Genomic DNA, 16278 nt, shown 5'->3' on the forward strand with positions numbered 1-16278 from the left:
AGTCAAGGAAATCAGCGAATTTGGTGAATCACCAAGCAATTTGAACTGTGTGGCGGATGCTTTTGCCATCCGCAAGCCCTCGGCCTTGCGTTACGTCAATCCATATAGGTGGTCAACTTCATGCCCGCGGTGAGGAAGCGCATGGGGTCTATGGCCTTGCCGTCGCGGCGCACTTCGTAATGCAGGTGCGGGCCTGTGGAGCGGCCCGTCGTGCCGGAAAGGCCGACCGGATCCGCCTCGTCCACATGGTCGCCGACCTTGACGAGAACGCGGGAAAGGTGTGCGTAGCGGGTCGTCAGGCCGTCGCCATGGTCGATTTCCACCATGTTGCCGTAACCGCCGTTGCGGCCGGCGACCACGACCGTGCCGGCACCGGTGGCGTGGATGTCCGTGCCGGTGCGGGCGCGAAAATCGATGCCGGCATGCAGCGCCAGCCGGCCAAGGAACGGATCCGTGCGATTGCCGAAGCGGCTGGTGATGCTGCTTTGGGGCGAGGGGTTGCCGAAGGGCAGTTTTCGCGCGGTGCGGCGGGCGCTATCGAGACGTTCCAGCGCATCGTCGAGGTCGTTTATGGATTCTTCGAACGGATCGGTGAAGGCGACGGGCTCGACGAACGGGCCGCCGATGGCGAGATCCGAATCGGTAGCCGGCTTCTCGGCCGTTTCCTCGGCGACATCGAAACCGGTGCGGCGCAGGATGGTCTGGATCGCGTCGGCGGTTTCCGAAGCCCCGGCGGTCAGCGACTGAATGCGGTTGATCTGCTCGTGTTCGAGATCCTTCAGCGAGAGCGTGACCTTCGAAAACAGGCGGTCCGCGCGGTCGGCAACCGATTCGCTGGTGGCGGCATAGGCAAGTTGCGTCGTCTTCAGCGGCGCCGCGCCCGCGCCACCCATGATGGCATCGATGGCGCCGGCGGCGTCCGCCCGGCGGCCGTCGATCACCGGCGTCTCTTCGGTAAGGGGAGCGGTTGCCTCCACGCCGCTGCTTTCGGCGCGGCTCAGAAGCGCGTCGAGCTTGCCGTGACGGGCGGAGAGGGCCGACTGCTGCTGCATCAGCTTCTCCACCTTCTCCTCCACGACCTGCTGGTCGAGGAGCTGGCGGCTGGTGACGCGGTCGACCTGCGCGCGGAGGGCGGAAATGCGGTCCTCGTAGTCATGCTGCATGCGCGCCTGGCGTGCCATGGTGGCGCCGATCAGGTCGTCGCGCAGCACGAGATAGGAGGTGGCGGCGAGATAGCCGACGGTGAACATGCCGGCGAAACAGAACGTGACGGCGGCCATCCAGGGACGGATGGTCATGTGGCGGATCTTGTCGCCGCTCGCAAAGATCACGACGTGCTGCTTCGCGCGCTTTCCGAAGATGCGGTTTTCAGGACGCTCCGCCACAGTTGATACCCCCGACCGGTTGTGCTGGTCTCGTGCGGGGAATTACACATTGTTAGGGTTAATAAAGCCTTTCCCGGCGTCGTTTTGGCGCCAATTATCAGCTTTGGCTGACGGAAACGAGCGAGCGGTAGAACGACGGCGTGAGGCCGGCCTCGGCGCGCGCCACGTCGTTGAACGGCGGCTTCAGCGGCCCGCGGAAATTGGTGCGCACCAGCTCCTTGAAGGTGGCCGACGGGTCCTTCTTCTCGCGGGCGCAGAGGAAGCGGAACCATTTCGCGCCGACCGCCACATGGCCCTTCTCGTCGTTGTAGATGATGTCGAGGATGTCGGCGCTCGCGTCGTCGCCGGTCTCGCGCATCTTGGCCTGGAGCGTCGGCGTCACGTCGAGGCCGCGCGCTTCGAGGATCAGCGGCACCACGGCGAGGCGGGCCGCCAGGTCGTTGCGCGTGTCGTGCGCGGCCTGCCACAGCCCGTCATGCGCCGGCAGGTCGCCATAGTCCGCGCCGAGATCGCGCAGGCGATCGCGGATGAGGCGAAAATGTTTCGCCTCCTCGAAGGCCACCTGCATCCAGCCGTCAAAGAAGGAATGCGGCACGCGCTCGGTGGTGAAGCGGGCGACGATGTCGAGCGCGAGGTCGACGGCGTTGAGCTCGATATGGGCGAGCGCATGGAGCAGCGCGATGCGGCCCTTCTCGGTGTGCAGCGAGCGCTTCTTCATGTGCTTGGGCGGAATGAGCTCCGGCTTTTCCGGCCGGCCGGGCCGCGAGGGCAGCACCGGATCGCGCGGCGAGCGCATCGAAAGCGTACGGGCGAACCAGCGGCGCGCGGTCTCCTGCGCGAGCTCCGTCTTCAGGTCGAGATCGGCGGCAGAGATTGCCGCCGTGGTGCCGCCGCGTAGGCTTTCGATATGCGGAAGTTTTATCATTCCAATGCCTTATGCGGGGTTTTAAAGTTTCCTGGCGGCGTCGAGCACGGCCGCGACATGGTCCTTGACCTTCACCTTCGGCCAGATTTCCGCAATCTTGCCTTCGGCATCGACGAGCACGGTCGTGCGCTCGACGCCCATATAGGTGCGGCCATACATGCTCTTTTCCTTCCACACGCCATAGGCTTGCAGCGTCTCCAGGCTTTCGTCGGAGGCGAGCGGCACGTCGAGTTCGTGTTTCTTGACGAACTTGTCGTGTTTCTTCACCGGATCCGGCGAAAGGCCGACGAGGGCGACGCCGGCGGCCTCGAAATCCGCCTTGGCGGCGGTAAAATCCTTCGCTTCCGTCGTGCAGGCTTCCGTGTCATCTTTCGGATAGAAGAACAGCACGACGGGCCGGCCGCGCAATGCGGAGAGCGAAATGGTGCCGCCGCCGTCACGCGGGAGGGTGAAGTCCGGGGCCGCAGCGCCTGGGACGAGTTCTGCCATGGGATTTCCTTTCTTTGGCCGGCTTTTTGAGTCAAGGACCCGGCCTCCCGCATATATAGTGGCAGACAGAATCGTCCAACGGCCACTGGACGATGCGCACCGATTCCGTGGGATAGGTTGCGCGCAGGGGCAAAGGAAACAAGCGCGAGATGGGAGATATCCGCGGCGAGAGAGTCGTGTTCCGCAAGCAGGACATCGTTCCGCTGCATGAATTGCCGTCCGCGCAGGCGCACGAACCCATCGTCCTGCATGCGGCGCAGGCAAGCCGCACGGGCATCGCCTGCCGTATCGTCGCCGCGACCGTCGCTCTCGTGCTGTTTCTCGGCGCGGTGCTCATCGGCTTGGTCGAGACCGGGCTTTTCGACAGCACGTTGAATGCCCGCGCCGTCGCTGCCCTCAACCAGGCGCTCGGCCCCCGCTACCGCGCGTCGGTCGATCACACCGTGCTGCGCCTCGCCGGCTTCAACGGGTTTGCACTTAAGGCGGAAAACGTCCGCATCATCGAGCTGCAATCGGACAAGGAGCTGGCGACGACCGATTCGATTGGCATCGTGCTCGATCCGCTGGGGCTTGCCTCCGGCCGCCTTGCCGTCTCGCGGCTCGATGTCGACGGCGTCATGTTCAACGCGGCGCTGCTGCCCAAGAGCAAGCCGCTCGATCTCGCGGCGCTGCGCATTTCCGACGTGCCGGACTATCTCGAAACCACCTTCGAGCGGCTCGACGGCGTCAACCGCCTGATCGACGCCAACGGCATGCAGACCGTCAGCATCTCCGACCTCGGTGCGACATTCCAGGGGCCGGACGGCAAGCCGATCACGCTCGCCATCGCCAGCCTGCAATTCACCCGCGACGGCGACGGCACCATGTCGATCGACGGTCATTTTTCGCTGGACGGTTCGGAAGGCGAGATCGACCTCACCGCCTCGGGCACGGAAGGGGCGATCCGCACGCTGGACGGCTCGATCCGCAACGTGGCGCTGGCAAAATTCCTGCTCGGTAACGACGTCAACGGCAATGTGCATGCCGGCATCGATACGACGGCGGATGTCTCGGTCAATTCCGTGCGCGAGATTGCCGGCACGAAACCGGTGCTGGGCCTGACCATCAACGTCGCCGCCGGCGCGGTCTATGGCGATGGAATCGCGGCGGAGCTGCGCCCCTCCACCCTCAAGGCCGTCTATAATTTCGACAAGGGATCGATCGAGCTTGCCTCGCCGGATGCGAGCGTCGGCCAGTCGCATTTCCCCTTCACCGGCGGCCTCATCGACCTCGACCGCGTCTCCGACCGGGCGGACAAGGGCTTTGCCATCGATCTGGTCTTCAGCAACGCGATCAGCCGGCCGGTCGATTCCACCGAGGCGCCGATCCGCTTCGACGCCAAGGTCAACGGCTACTATCTGCCGAAGACGAAGAACCTGCTGTTCGAGCAGATGGCCGTTTCCAGCGAGAAGGGCAATGTCGCGGGCTCCCTTGCCATGCGCTTCAGCGACCGTGCGCCGGAAGTCAGCTTCGTGATGATCGCCAGCGAGCTGGAATCGGCGGCCGTCAAGCAGTTCTGGCCGTTCTGGATGGCCAAGACCGCGCGAAGCTGGGTGATCAAGAACATCTTTGGCGGCACCGTCACCAATGGCCGCATCGAATTCTACCTCGCCGAAGGCCGCGAGCGTCTGCCGGGCGTGCCGATGCATCTCGGTCCGGACGAGCTCAAGATCGACTTCGACATCGAGGGCGCGCGCATGAACGTGGCGGGCGAGATCCCGCCCTTGCGCGATACGTCCGGGAAGTTTCGCCTGCGCGGGCCGCGCACCGAAATCCAGATCACCGGCGGTGCTGCCTATTTCCCGTCCGGCCGCTCGGTTGCGCTGAAGGGCGGCACCTTCGTTTTGCCGGATAACTACACCAAGCCGCTGATGGCCGACATGGACATCGACGTCGCCGGCAATGCCGATGCGATTGCGGAACTCGTGACCTATCGGCCGATCCGCGCACTGCCGGCGACCGGTTTTGCGCCGGATGATTTCAGCGGGCAGGTCGAGGCGAAGGTGAAGGCGCATTTCGGCGTCATCTCCTCGCACAATCCGCCGCCACCGGAATGGACTGCCGCGCTCACCCTCAACGACGTGGATGTCGCCAAGCCGATCGCCGGGCGCGAGGTCACCGGCCTTCACGGCCTGCTGGCGATCGATCCCAAGCAGGCCGACCTCAAGGCCAAGGCCGATATAGACGGCGTGACGCTCGATCTCGAACTGCTCGAGCCCGTCGGCAAGGCGAGCACGATCAAGCGCAAGACGATCCTGTCCGGCACGCTCGACAACAAGGACCGGCGCAAGCTGCTGCCGGGCCTGGAGGATGTGCTGGATGGCGCGATCGCCATGCGGATGGAGCAGGACGGCGACGGGCCGCGCCAGGTGGAGGCGGATGTGGGTGCTGCCGCGGTCTCCATTCCCTGGATCGGCTGGACCAAGGGTGCCGGCATCGGCGGCAAGGTCACGCTGACGGCGGACACCAAGGAGGGCGTCACCCGGGTTTCCGATTTCCGCTTTGCCGGCGACGGGTTCAATGTCGCGGGCGATCTCACCTTCCGCGGCGCAAGGCTGGACGCGGCAAACTTCTCGACGGTCCGACTTTCGGCCGACGATCGGTTCCGGCTGAAGCTGGAGCGCGGCAAATCCGGCTATTCCGTCGTGGCGGACGGCGAGGCTGCCGACGTGCGCTCCGTGCTGGCGCGCCTCAAGAACGCCGGCAGCGGCGAAGGGGGTGGCGACAAGCAGGGCATCACCGTGCAGGCCAACCTGTCGCGGGCCGTCGGTTTCAATGGCGAAAGCCTTTCCAATGTCAGCCTGCGCTATGCCACGACAGGCAGCCGCATTTCCGGCGTCGACCTTTCGGCGGTGACGGCCGGCGGCGCGCCCGTGGTGGCGCAGCTTGCCCGCAACGGCGGCTCGGACGCCATCCAGCTCACCAGCGGCGACGCCGGCGCTGTGGCGCGCTTCGCCGATGTCTACAGCCATATGCGCGGCGGCCTGCTGAACGTCCGCTTGCGGGAAACCTCCAACAGCGGCTGGCGCGGCTCCGTCGACATCCGCAATTTCTCGCTCGTCGGCGAAGAGCGCCTGCGCTCGCTCGTCTCCACGCCGGCCGGCGAAGACGGGCGCAGCCTCAACCAGGCGGTGCGCCGCGAAATCGACGTCAGCGCCGTGCGCTTCTCCCGCGGCTTTGCGCAGGTGCGCACCGGCGGCGGCTCGCTCAGCCTGGAAAACGGCGTGGTACGAGGCGAGGCGGTGGGCGCCACCTTCCAGGGCACGGTGCGCGACGCCAACGGCCGGATCGACATGACCGGCACCTTCATGCCCGCCTATGGCCTCAACCGGCTCTTCGCCGAGCTGCCGCTCATCGGCATCATCCTCGGCAACGGCAACGACCGCGGCCTCATCGGCATCACCTTCAAGCTGGCAGGCCCCTTCGACAAGCCGAAACTCACCATCAACCCGCTGTCGATCATCGCGCCCGGCGTCTTCCGCAACATCTTCGAATTCCAATGAAAAAGGCCGCCCGGAGGCGGCCTTGATCTGGGGTGCTGCGCGGCCGATCAAGCCGGGCGGATGAGGATGTGCTTCTTCTTGCCGAGCGACAGTTTCACGACGCCATCGGCGGAGACGTCCGAGGAGCCGATCATGCGGCGCTCTTCGGAAACCGCGGCGTCGTTGATGCGCACCGCGCCGCCCTGGACGTGGCGGCGCGCTTCGCCGTTGGAGGCGGCAAGGCCGGCCTTGACGATGAGGTTCAGGAGGCCGATGCCGGCTGTGAGTTCGCTTGCGGTGACGTCGATCGTCGGCAGGTTCTCGGCAATCGCGCCTTCTTCGAAAGTCTTGCGCGCGGTTTCGGCGGCCTGTTCGGCGGCCTCGCGGCCATGCAGCATCGCCGTCACTTCCGTGGCAAGGATCTTCTTCACCTCGTTGATCTCGGCACCGCCGAGCGCGGAGAGCCGGGCGATCTCGTCCATCGGCAGCGTCGTGTAGAGCTTCAGGAAGCGCGAGACGTCGGCGTCTTCCGTGTTGCGCCAGTATTGCCAGAAATCATAGGCCGACAGCATGTCCGGGTTGAGCCAGACGGCGCCGGAGAGCGACTTGCCCATCTTCGCGCCCGACGCGGTCGTCAGCAGCGGCGAGGTCATCGCGTAGAGCTGCGGCGTGCCCATGCGGTGGCCGAGGTCGATGCCGTTGATGATGTTGCCCCACTGGTCGGAGCCGCCCATCTGCAGGCGCACGTCGTAACGCTTGTTGAGCTCGACGAAATCGTAAGCCTGCAGGATCATGTAGTTGAATTCGAGGAAGGACAGCGACTGCTCGCGGTCGAGGCGCGTCTTCACGCTGTCGAAGGAGAGCATCCGGTTGACGGAAAAATGCCGGCCGACATCGCGCAGGAATTCGAGATAGTTGATGCCGAGCAGCCAGTCGGCATTGTTGATCATCAGCGCGTCCTTCGGACCATCACCGTAGGTCAGGTAGCTCGAAAAGACCTTCTTGATGCTGGCGATGTTGCTGTTGATGGTTTCCGGCGTCATCAGCTGGCGCGCATCGTCCTTGAAGGACGGGTCGCCGACCATGCCGGTGCCGCCGCCCATCAGCGAGATCGGACGGTGGCCGGTCTTCTGGAACCAGTGCAGCAGCATGATCTGGATGAGGCCGCCGGCATGCAGGCTCGGCGCCGTCGGGTCGAAGCCGATATAGGCGGTCACGGTTTCCTTGGCGAGAAGGTCGTCGAGGCCGGTTTCATCGGAGATCTGGTGGATGAAACCGCGCTCTTTCAGCGTGCGAAGGAAATCTGACTTGAATTCGGACATGGCCTGTCTCTCTCGGCGGGAATGCTATGGACGGGATGTTTTTTGGCCGGATGCAATTTTCCGGCGGACCGCCGGGCGTTTATCACTGTTTCACCGCATAATCACTCCAAAAGTGATTCTGGAGCGCACGAGATGACGGCACTGCGGACGGCAATCGGTCTGATGAGCGGCACGAGCCTGGACGGCATCGATGTCGCGCTGCTGCGCACGGATGGCGAGGCCGTCGTCGAGCGCGGGCCATCCATGGGGCGCCCCTACGATGCCGCCTTCCGCCGCCGCCTGCAAGGTGCCTTGGAGACCGCCAAGGCGATCGGCAGCCGCGAAGAGCGGCCGGGTGACCTTACGGAAATCGAGCGTGAGCTGACGCTCCGTCACGCGGAGGCCGTCAATGCCTTCCTCGCCGAAAACAACCTGAAGGCATTTGATGTCGATGTCATCGGCTTCCACGGCCAGACCGTGCTGCACCGGCCCGATGCAGGCCTGACGGTGCAGCTCGGCGACGGCGGGCTTTTGGCACGCGAGACCGGCATCGCCGTCGTCTACGATATGCGGGCGAACGACATGGCGCATGGCGGGCAGGGCGCGCCGCTCATTCCCGTCTATCACGCAGCCTTGGCCGCCGGCCTTTCCCGTTCCACCGGCCGGGCGGTCGTCTTCGTCAATATCGGCGGTATTTCCAACATCACGTTCATCGGCAGCGGCGGCGAGATCGTCGCCTTCGACAGCGGCCCCGGCAACACGCTGATCGACCAGTGGGTCGAGGCTCATGCCGGCATTCCCTATGACCAGGGCGGCATGATCGCCTCGGAGGGCCGTGTCGATCCCGACCTCGCCAACCGCTACCTCAGCCACGCCTTCTTCACCTCTCCGGTGCGCCGCTCGCTCGACCGCAACGATTTTCGCCCGCCGGAAGGCGCGGATGCCAGCCTCGAAGACGGTGCGCGCACGCTGGCCCATGTCACGGCGGCAGCCATCCTGCGCTCCGCCCGCCATCTGCCGGAGCGGCCGAAACTCTACGTCGTCTGCGGCGGCGGCCGGCTGAACCGGGTGATCATGGGCGATCTCGCAGCCCTCGCCGAGGTCGAAGGGGCGGAGGTTGTCGTCGCCGAAGCGGTCGATCTCAACGGCGACAGCATGGAGGCGGAGGCCTGGGCCTATCTCGCCGTGCGCTCGCTTCGCGGCCTGCCGCTCACTTTCCCGGGCACGACCGGCGTCAAGGCGCCCGTCAGCGGCGGCGTATTGCAGAAACCGACCCTTGAAGATTAACGCTTTTTTGGCGGCGGCCTCTTAGCATCGTGGCGGACCATTCCGCGTTTTCCGCACGGGATGCTTATCCAATGTGTCTTGCGTAAGGTGACCGATGAGTGGCGCGGGCTTCCTGATGGCGGCGAACTTTTTCATCGCGCAATGTTTCTGCTTTTTCTTTCTCGCGGTTTCCGTCAGGAGCCGCAATCGCATTGCCGCGCGATGGTTTGCCGGCACCTTTGCTGTCTCGTCGCTTTCCATTGTTTTCGAGTTTCTTCTTGCCAATTTTCCCCCACCGAGGCTCTGGACGGTCCTGGCCTTCGCATCGATCCTCGGCGGAGCGTTCATGCTTCGGGTCGGCATCGGTCATCTTTACGGCTTGCAGGCCAATCGTAGGCATCTGGCCGCGCTCTTTTCCGGCTTCGTGATTTTCAACTACGTGATCTACGATCTGCCGCGTGGAACGCTGGTCCATGCTTTGACGTATCAGGCACCGCTGGCGATCGCGGTCGCCATGAGCGCTTGGGCCGTGTCGCGCGCACTCGCCGCGGCCTTCGTTGACCGGATGCTCGTCGTTCTGCTGGTCATGACAAGCGTACATTTTCCGCTGAAGGCTGCGATCGCGGTCCATGCCGGGTCAGGCAGCGTGGCCAGTGACTACCTTTCCAGCCGGTTCGCGCTGTACTCGCAGAGCATCGGAGCCGTTCTCATCGTCACTATCGGCCTCGTTCTGTTATGTGTGCTGGTGCTGGAAATCATGGCGGATGAAAAGGCCAATGCGGAAGTCGATGTTCTCTCCGGCGTCCTGAACCGTCGCGGCTTCGACAGTCGCGTCGATGCGTTGATCGCACGGCAAGGGCCGCATAGCATCGTTCTTTGCGACCTCGATCGCTTCAAGTCGGTAAACGATACCTATGGGCACCAGGGCGGCGACGCCGTGATCCGCGCGTTCGGGGAGATGCTGAAGGCGGCGGCGCCGACGGGCGCCCTCGTCGCGCGCATCGGCGGAGAGGAGTTCGTGATTTTTCTGCCGTTCACCGGCAAGGATGCGGCCCTTCTCTTCGCGCATGCTCTCCGGGCCGCAAGAGCGGTGTCGCCGGTTCCCGGCCTGCCGGAGGCGCTTCGCGTCACCTCAAGCTTCGGTGTTGCGGAAATCGGCCCGAACGAGCCGCTGCGTTTTGCCATGCGCCGGGCGGACGATGCACTCTACGCCGCCAAGAATGCCGGGCGCGATTGCGTGCGCGAGGCGGAGCCGCCGGCCGTGGTGCTCGACGTTTTCAAGCTGGCAAATTGACGGCATGAAAAAAGCCCGGTGGCGGACCATCGGGCTCTTGTGTTGGGACCTTTCGGCCGCTCAGCGGATGCGCTTGGCGGCCGGTTCGGGCGTCAGTTCGCCAGCGAGGCGGCGGTCGAGATAGTCTTCGCACTCCGCCATCAGGGTTTCCGTCTGGCTGTTGAAGAAGTGGTTGGCACCTGGCACCAGGCGGTGCGTGATCAGGATGCCCTTCTGCGTCTTCAGTTTTTCGACGAGGCCGTTGACGTCCTTCTCCGGTGCCACCTTGTCCGCATCACCGTTGATGATGAGGCCGGACGACGGGCAGGGGGCGAGGAACGAGAAGTCGTAGATGTTCGGCTGCGGGGCGATCGACATGAAACCTTCGATCTCCGGGCGGCGCATCAGGAGCTGCATGCCGATCCAGGCGCCGAAGGAATAGCCGGCGACCCAGCAGCTTTTCGAGTCGGGGTGCAGGCTCTGCACCCAGTCGAGCGCGGAGGCCGCATCCGACAGTTCGCCCGCGCCATGGTCGAATTCGCCCTGGCTGCGGCCGATGCCGCGGAAATTGAAGCGCAGCGTCGTAAAGCCGCGCTTCTGGAACATGTAGAAGAGCTGGTAGACGATCTGGTTGTTCATCGTGCCGCCGAACTGCGGGTGCGGATGCAACACGATGGCGATGGGGGCGTTCTTCTGCTTGGACGGCTGGTAACGGCCTTCGAGGCGACCGGCGGGTCCGTTGAAGATGATTTCGGGCATTCTCACTCCGGCAAGTTCGGATTCCAAAACGGATTCTTGTCAACTGAAGTCTTGACGAAACCAGTCAGCTTTTCTAGAACCTAGTTTAGAACCATTCGAAACTGTATGGGCGCATCGGGCGCCGTGAGATTGGTGTCATAAGGCAAGCCCGACGGAAATTTCAAGAAAAATGCACGCCGCTTTGTGAGATGCCCGGCGAGTACGGATAAAGAATGACGAAGACGGAGCGCACATATCTGGACTGGAACGCCACCGCGCCGCTTTCGGCTGCGGCGCGCGAGGCCGTTCTTGCTGCGCTCGATACGGTCGGCAATCCGTCCTCCGTGCATGGCGAGGGCCGGGCGCTGCGCATGCTGGTGGAAGCCGCGCGCCGCGACGTCGCCGCCCTGGTCCACGCCGCCCCGGCGCATGTGATCTTCACGAGCGGTGCGACGGAGGCTGCGAACCTCGTCCTGACGCCCGATTACCGCATGGGCCGCACGCCGCTTGCCATCAGTCATCTCTACCATTCGGAGATCGAACATCCGGCGATCCGCGAAGGCGGACGATTTTCGCGCGACAAGCTGACCTCGATTCCGGTGACGCCTGCCGGTCTCGTCGATCTCGCCGCGCTGGAAACGCTTCTTAAAGGCCACGACAAGGCAAAGGGCCTGCCGATGGTCGCCGTCATGCTCGTCAACAACGAGACGGGCATCGTTCAGCCGGTGAAATCGGCGGCCGAAATCGTGCACCGCCATGGCGGACTGCTCGTCGTGGACGCGGTGCAGGCCGCTGGCCGTATCCCGGTCGATATCGAGGCGCTGGAAGCGGACTTTTTGATCCTCTCCTCGCACAAGCTCGGCGGCCCGAAGGGTGCCGGCGCGCTCGTCTCGCGGGGCGAGGTGCTGATGCCCGTGCCGCTGATCCGCGGCGGCGGGCAGGAGAAGGGGCATCGCTCGGGCACGGAAAACCCGGCCGCACTCGCCGGTTTCGCCGCGGCGGCGCGTGCTGCCGCTGCCGATTTTGCGGATCGCAACGCCCGGATCGCCGGCCTGCGCGATGCGCTGGAGGCCGGCATGCGCATGGCGACCAACGACATCATCATCCACGGCGCGGATATCGAGCGTGTCGCCAACACCTCGTTCTTCAGCCTGCCGGGCCTGAAGTCGGAAACGGGGCAGATCGCCTTCGATCTCGAAGGTATTGCGCTCTCCGCCGGTTCAGCCTGCTCCTCCGGCAAGGTCGGGCAGAGCCATGTGCTGACGGCCATGGGTTTCGATGCGGCCCTTGGCGCCTTGCGCGTGTCGCTCGGTGCGGGGTCTACGCAGGCGGATGTGGACCGCTTTCTCGCGGCCTTTTCGCGTGTCGTCTCACGGCGGCGCGCGGCCTGAGGGGAATCTTGCGGAAACTCAAGTTTTCGCTTGCCAAAAGGTGGGAAAGTCCGCCTTTGGCGCCTACATAAGCGGCGGGAGGTCCCGCCAGACGTTGACAAACTGCCGGACCTTGTATCCGGCAAGATTGGAGAACGATATGCCTGCGGTGCAGGAAACGATCGATCAGGTCCGTCAGATTGACGTCGACCAGTACAAATACGGTTTCGAGACGACGATCGAAATGGAGAAGGCTCCGAAGGGGCTTTCCGAGGAGATCATCCGTTTCATCTCGGCCAAGAAGGGCGAGCCCGACTGGATGCTCGAATGGCGTCTTGCGGCCTATCAGCGCTGGCTGACGCTCGAAGAGCCGACCTGGGCGCGCGTCGAATATCCCAAGATCGACTTCAACGACCTCTATTATTACGCGGCTCCGAAGAACCAGAGCGGCCCGAAGTCCATTGACGAAGTCGATCCCGAACTTCTGAAAATGTACGAAAAACTCGGCATTCCGCTGCGCGAGCAGGAAATCCTGGCCGGCGTGCAGACCTCGAAGATCGCCGTCGACGCCGTGTTCGATTCGGTCTCGGTCGTCACGACCTTCAAGGAAGAGCTGAAGAAGGCCGGCGTGATCTTCATGTCGATCTCGGAAGCCATCCGCGAATATCCCGATCTCGTGAAGAAGTATCTCGGCACCGTCGTGCCGACGTCCGACAATTTCTACGCGACGCTGAACTCGGCTGTCTTCACCGACGGCTCCTTCGTCTTCGTGCCGAAGGGCGTTCGCTGCCCGATGGAACTGTCGACCTACTTCCGCATCAACGAGAAGAACACCGGCCAGTTCGAGCGCACGCTGATCATCGCGGAAGAGGGCGCCTACGTGTCCTACCTCGAAGGCTGCACCGCGCCGCAGCGCGACGAAAACCAGCTGCATGCTGCCGTCGTCGAGCTCGTTGCGTTGGACGATGCCGAGATCAAATATTCCACCGTCCAGAACTGGTATCCGGGCGACAAGGACGGCAAGGGCGGCATCTACAACTTCGTCACCAAGCGCGGCGATTGCCGGGGCAAGAATTCCAAGATCTCGTGGACGCAGGTCGAAACCGGCTCCGCCATCACCTGGAAGTACCCGTCCTGCATCCTGCGCGGCGATGGTTCGCGCGGCGAGTTCTACTCGATCGCCGTGTCGAACGGCCACCAGCAGATCGACAGCGGCACCAAGATGATCCACCTCGGCAAGAACACGTCGAGCCGCATCGTCTCGAAGGGCATTTCCGCCGGCTTCTCCAACAACACCTATCGCGGCCAGGTTTCGGCCCACCGCAAGGCGGAGAACGCGCGCAACTTCACCCAGTGCGATTCGCTCCTGATCGGCGACAAGTGCGGCGCGCATACCGTGCCCTATATCGAGGCGAAGAACGCGACGGCGCAGTTCGAGCACGAGGCGACCACCTCGAAGATCTCGGAAGACCAGCTCTTCTATTGCCTCCAGCGCGGCATCCCGACCGAAGCGGCGATCGCGCTGATCGTCAACGGCTTCGTCAAGGAAGTCATCCAGGAACTGCCGATGGAATTCGCCGTCGAGGCGCAGAAGCTGATCGGCATCTCGCTGGAAGGCTCGGTCGGCTGACCGGGTAAGGAATATCCCGGCGGATTTCCGCCGGGCGACCGGGCAGGTCTTTCGATGAAGTTCCCGCGTGATCCGTTATATTAGACGGTGCGGTTCTCATCGGGAGAAGACGACATGGATCCGGTCAATCTGACGTATTATGCCGTGGTTTGCGGTGGACTGGCAGCGTATGCGCCCAATGTTCGGAATTTGGCGGTACGCACGGTAGTGGGGCTTGGCCTCGGCGGTTTCTCCGCCATGATGCTTCCGGTGGTCCATTTTTTCCTCGGCTTCTGAAACCAAGACGGGAGCGTTTGAGCGCTCCGAACGCAGGACCGAGAAACCATGCTTGAAATCAAGAATCTGCACGCCCGCATCGCCGAAGACGGCACCGAGATCATCCGCGGCCTGAACCTCACCGTGAAGGCGGGCGAAGTCGCCGCCATCATGGGTCCGAACGGCTCCGGCAAGTCGACGCTCTCCTATATCCTCGCCGGCCGCGAAGACTACGAAGTCACCGAGGGCGAGATCCTCTATAACGGCGAGAGCATCCTGGAACTCGACCCGTCCGAGCGCGCCGCCAAGGGCATCTTCCTGGCCTTCCAGTACCCGGTCGAAATCCCGGGCGTCGCCACCATGCAGTTCCTCAAGGTCGCGATGAACGAGCAGCGCAAGGCGCGTGGCGAGGCGGAACTGACGACGCCGGACTTCATGCGCCGCGTCAAGGAATCGGCCGCCGAACTGAAGATCGCGCCGGAAATGCTGCGCCGTCCGCTCAACGTCGGCTTCTCCGGCGGTGAGAAGAAGCGTGCGGAAATCCTGCAGATGTCGCTGCTGGAACCGAAGCTGTGCATCCTCGACGAAACGGATTCCGGCCTCGACATCGACGCGCTGAAGATCGTTGCAGACGGCGTAAACGCGCTGCGTTCGCCCGACCGCGCCGTCGTCGTCATCACGCACTACCAGCGCCTGCTCGACTACATCGTGCCGGATACGGTCCACGTCCTCTACAAGGGCCAGGTCATCAAGTCCGGCGACAAGACGCTGGCCCATGAGCTGGAAGCAAACGGCTATGCCGACATCATCGATGCTGCTGCCTGAGCACGGTGAAGGAGTGATCTCATGAACATGCAGACAGGCATGAAGCTGTCCGTCGCCGAAACGGCGCTCTGCGAAGCCTACGACCATGCGATCGGCGAACTGCCGGGCGATGGCGCCGTGCTCGCGGCCCGCGACGTGCTGATCAGCGACTTCAAGGATGCCGGCCTTCCGACGCGCCGCGTCGAGGCCTGGCACTATACGGACCTCAAGGCGCTGCTGCGCGCCGTGCCGGCCTTCGATCCGGCGGCATCTGCCGCCAAGGTCGGCCCGCTGGTCGAGGGCTCGACGGTGCTTTCGGTCGTCAACGGCGTTGCCGATAGCCGCGCTTCCGCCGATGGCGTAACGCTGCGCACCTTCGCCGATGCGCTCGCCGACGGCACCGCCGCGGAAGGCCTGACCGCCCGCGACAGCGACGACACGATCGGCCGCATCAACGGCGCCTTCGTGCGCGATGGTTTCGTGCTCGATTTCCCGGCCGGGACCGAGCTTGAAGCCCCGCTCGAAATCCAGGCGATCCAGAATGCCGGCCAGACGCATACGCGCTTCCCGGCAACCTTCGGCGCAAACACCAAGGCGACCGTCATCGAGCGCTACCTGGCCGTCAGCGACAACGCGGCCCTGGTGACGTCTGTCAGCGACATTTCGCTTGCCGACGGCGCGGAAATCACCTGGATCATCTTCCAGGGCCAGGGTCTTGCCGATACCCATCTCGGTCAGATCCGCATCACGCTCGGCACCGATGCGAAACTGCGCCTTTATGTCATCAATGCCGGCGGCAAGCTCGTTCGGCAGGAAATCCACGTCGTGGTGGCGGGCGAGGGCTCGGACCTGATCCTGCGCGGCATCAACCTGCTCGGCGGCGAGACGCACAACGACGTGACCTTCACGGTTGGGCATAACGTGCCGAACACCACGTCGACGGAAGTCATCCGCAACGTGATCTTCGATCGCGCCCGCGGCGTCTTCCAGGGTCAGATCCGCGTTGCGCCCGATGCCCAGAAGACCGACGCGAAGATGTCGTGCAACACGCTGCTCCTGTCGGACGAAGCGGATTTCTCGGCCAAGCCGGAGCTCGAAATCTTCGCCGACGACGTGCAGTGCGGCCATGGTGCGACCGTGATCGACATCGACCACGTCCAGCTCTTCTACCTGATGGCCCGCGGCATTCCGGAGAACAAGGCGCGCGCCATGCTGGTCAACGCCTTCGTCGCCGAGATCGTCGAGGAGCTGGAAGACGAGCCGCTGGTCGAGGCGCTGGAAGGCGTCATCGCCGCCTGGCTCGAAAAGCACGCCTGATAAA

The 16278-nt window shown here is 63.9% G+C and carries 13 protein-coding genes; 8 read left to right on the top strand and 5 right to left on the bottom strand.

The window, feature by feature from the left end:
* Positions 1–95: 95 nt before the first annotated feature.
* The 3 genes from AC1RWL_RS20825 to AC1RWL_RS20835 all read right to left on the bottom strand — a co-directional run bounded on the left by AC1RWL_RS20825 (position 96) and on the right by AC1RWL_RS20835 (position 2799).
* Positions 96–1385 carry a M23 family metallopeptidase gene (locus AC1RWL_RS20825; RefSeq protein ID WP_493097029.1) on the bottom strand — a complete coding sequence of 430 codons (1290 nt, stop codon included), beginning with the start codon at positions 1383–1385 and terminating at the stop codon, positions 96–98.
* Between the two features lie 97 nt (positions 1386–1482).
* Positions 1483–2310, bottom strand: a complete 828-nt coding sequence (locus AC1RWL_RS20830; RefSeq protein WP_493097030.1) for a ferritin-like domain-containing protein — start codon at positions 2308–2310, stop codon at positions 1483–1485.
* A 21-nt stretch (positions 2311–2331) separates the two neighbouring features.
* Positions 2332–2799: a peroxiredoxin gene (locus tag AC1RWL_RS20835; protein WP_493097031.1), complete on the bottom strand. Its 468-nt coding sequence runs from the start codon at positions 2797–2799 to the stop codon at positions 2332–2334.
* A gap of 149 nt (positions 2800–2948) precedes the next feature.
* Between AC1RWL_RS20835 and AC1RWL_RS20840 the strand changes: the two genes are divergently transcribed.
* On the top strand, positions 2949–6341 hold the full coding sequence (locus tag AC1RWL_RS20840; RefSeq protein ID WP_493097032.1) for a YhdP family protein: 3393 nt from the start codon (positions 2949–2951) through the stop codon (positions 6339–6341).
* Positions 6342–6388: 47 nt separating this feature from the next.
* Here AC1RWL_RS20840 and tyrS read toward each other — a convergent pair whose 3' ends face one another.
* Positions 6389–7642, bottom strand: coding sequence for a tyrosine--tRNA ligase (tyrS, locus tag AC1RWL_RS20845; protein WP_493097033.1), 1254 nt, complete (start codon positions 7640–7642; stop codon positions 6389–6391).
* A gap of 132 nt (positions 7643–7774) precedes the next feature.
* On the opposite strand from tyrS, the gene AC1RWL_RS20850 reads away from it, so the two are divergent.
* Positions 7775–8908: an anhydro-N-acetylmuramic acid kinase gene (locus AC1RWL_RS20850; RefSeq protein ID WP_493097034.1), complete on the top strand. Its 1134-nt coding sequence runs from the start codon at positions 7775–7777 to the stop codon at positions 8906–8908.
* Positions 8909–9002: 94 nt separating this feature from the next.
* Positions 9003–10181, top strand: coding sequence for a GGDEF domain-containing protein (locus tag AC1RWL_RS20855; RefSeq protein WP_493097035.1), 1179 nt, complete (start codon positions 9003–9005; stop codon positions 10179–10181).
* 60 nt (positions 10182–10241) lie between these two features.
* Here the strand turns inward: AC1RWL_RS20855 and AC1RWL_RS20860 are convergent, their stop codons facing one another.
* Positions 10242–10919, bottom strand: coding sequence for an alpha/beta hydrolase (locus AC1RWL_RS20860; RefSeq protein WP_256115757.1), 678 nt, complete (start codon positions 10917–10919; stop codon positions 10242–10244).
* A gap of 212 nt (positions 10920–11131) precedes the next feature.
* Here AC1RWL_RS20860 and AC1RWL_RS20865 point away from each other — a divergent pair, with 212 nt between their 5' ends.
* The 5 genes from AC1RWL_RS20865 to sufD all read left to right on the top strand — a co-directional run bounded on the left by AC1RWL_RS20865 (position 11132) and on the right by sufD (position 16274).
* Positions 11132–12289 carry a cysteine desulfurase family protein gene (locus AC1RWL_RS20865; protein WP_493097036.1) on the top strand — a complete coding sequence of 386 codons (1158 nt, stop codon included), beginning with the start codon at positions 11132–11134 and terminating at the stop codon, positions 12287–12289.
* A gap of 139 nt (positions 12290–12428) precedes the next feature.
* Positions 12429–13898: a Fe-S cluster assembly protein SufB gene (sufB, locus tag AC1RWL_RS20870; RefSeq protein ID WP_256115759.1), complete on the top strand. Its 1470-nt coding sequence runs from the start codon at positions 12429–12431 to the stop codon at positions 13896–13898.
* A gap of 114 nt (positions 13899–14012) precedes the next feature.
* A complete protein-coding gene (locus AC1RWL_RS20875) occupies positions 14013–14174 on the top strand; it encodes a hypothetical protein (RefSeq protein WP_256115760.1) in 162 nt (53 codons plus the stop codon).
* Positions 14175–14222: 48 nt separating this feature from the next.
* Complete coding sequence (gene sufC / locus AC1RWL_RS20880; protein WP_256115762.1) at positions 14223–14978, top strand: Fe-S cluster assembly ATPase SufC; 756 nt, start codon at positions 14223–14225, stop codon at positions 14976–14978.
* A gap of 21 nt (positions 14979–14999) precedes the next feature.
* Positions 15000–16274, top strand: coding sequence for a Fe-S cluster assembly protein SufD (gene sufD, locus AC1RWL_RS20885; protein WP_435265492.1), 1275 nt, complete (start codon positions 15000–15002; stop codon positions 16272–16274).
* Positions 16275–16278: the final 4 nt, after the last annotated feature.

It is taken from the genome of Shinella sp. GW821-FHT10F02 (assembly GCF_058809275.1).

Bases quoted from the DNA above. Each gene is read 5' to 3' on its own strand.
- AC1RWL_RS20830 (WP_493097030.1), bottom strand. From the start codon at position 2,310: ATGATAAAACTTCCGCATATCGAAAGCCTACGCGGCGGCACCACGGCG.
- AC1RWL_RS20835 (WP_493097031.1), bottom strand. From the start codon at position 2,799: ATGGCAGAACTCGTCCCAGGCGCTGCGGCCCCGGACTTCACCCTCCCG.
- AC1RWL_RS20840 (WP_493097032.1), top strand. From the start codon at position 2,949: ATGGGAGATATCCGCGGCGAGAGAGTCGTGTTCCGCAAGCAGGACATC.
- tyrS (WP_493097033.1), bottom strand. From the start codon at position 7,642: ATGTCCGAATTCAAGTCAGATTTCCTTCGCACGCTGAAAGAGCGCGGT.
- AC1RWL_RS20850 (WP_493097034.1), top strand. From the start codon at position 7,775: ATGACGGCACTGCGGACGGCAATCGGTCTGATGAGCGGCACGAGCCTG.
- AC1RWL_RS20855 (WP_493097035.1), top strand. From the start codon at position 9,003: ATGAGTGGCGCGGGCTTCCTGATGGCGGCGAACTTTTTCATCGCGCAA.
- AC1RWL_RS20860 (WP_256115757.1), bottom strand. From the start codon at position 10,919: ATGCCCGAAATCATCTTCAACGGACCCGCCGGTCGCCTCGAAGGCCGT.
- AC1RWL_RS20865 (WP_493097036.1), top strand. From the start codon at position 11,132: ATGACGAAGACGGAGCGCACATATCTGGACTGGAACGCCACCGCGCCG.
- sufB (WP_256115759.1), top strand. From the start codon at position 12,429: ATGCCTGCGGTGCAGGAAACGATCGATCAGGTCCGTCAGATTGACGTC.
- AC1RWL_RS20875 (WP_256115760.1), top strand. From the start codon at position 14,013: ATGGATCCGGTCAATCTGACGTATTATGCCGTGGTTTGCGGTGGACTG.
- sufC (WP_256115762.1), top strand. From the start codon at position 14,223: ATGCTTGAAATCAAGAATCTGCACGCCCGCATCGCCGAAGACGGCACC.
- sufD (WP_435265492.1), top strand. From the start codon at position 15,000: ATGAACATGCAGACAGGCATGAAGCTGTCCGTCGCCGAAACGGCGCTC.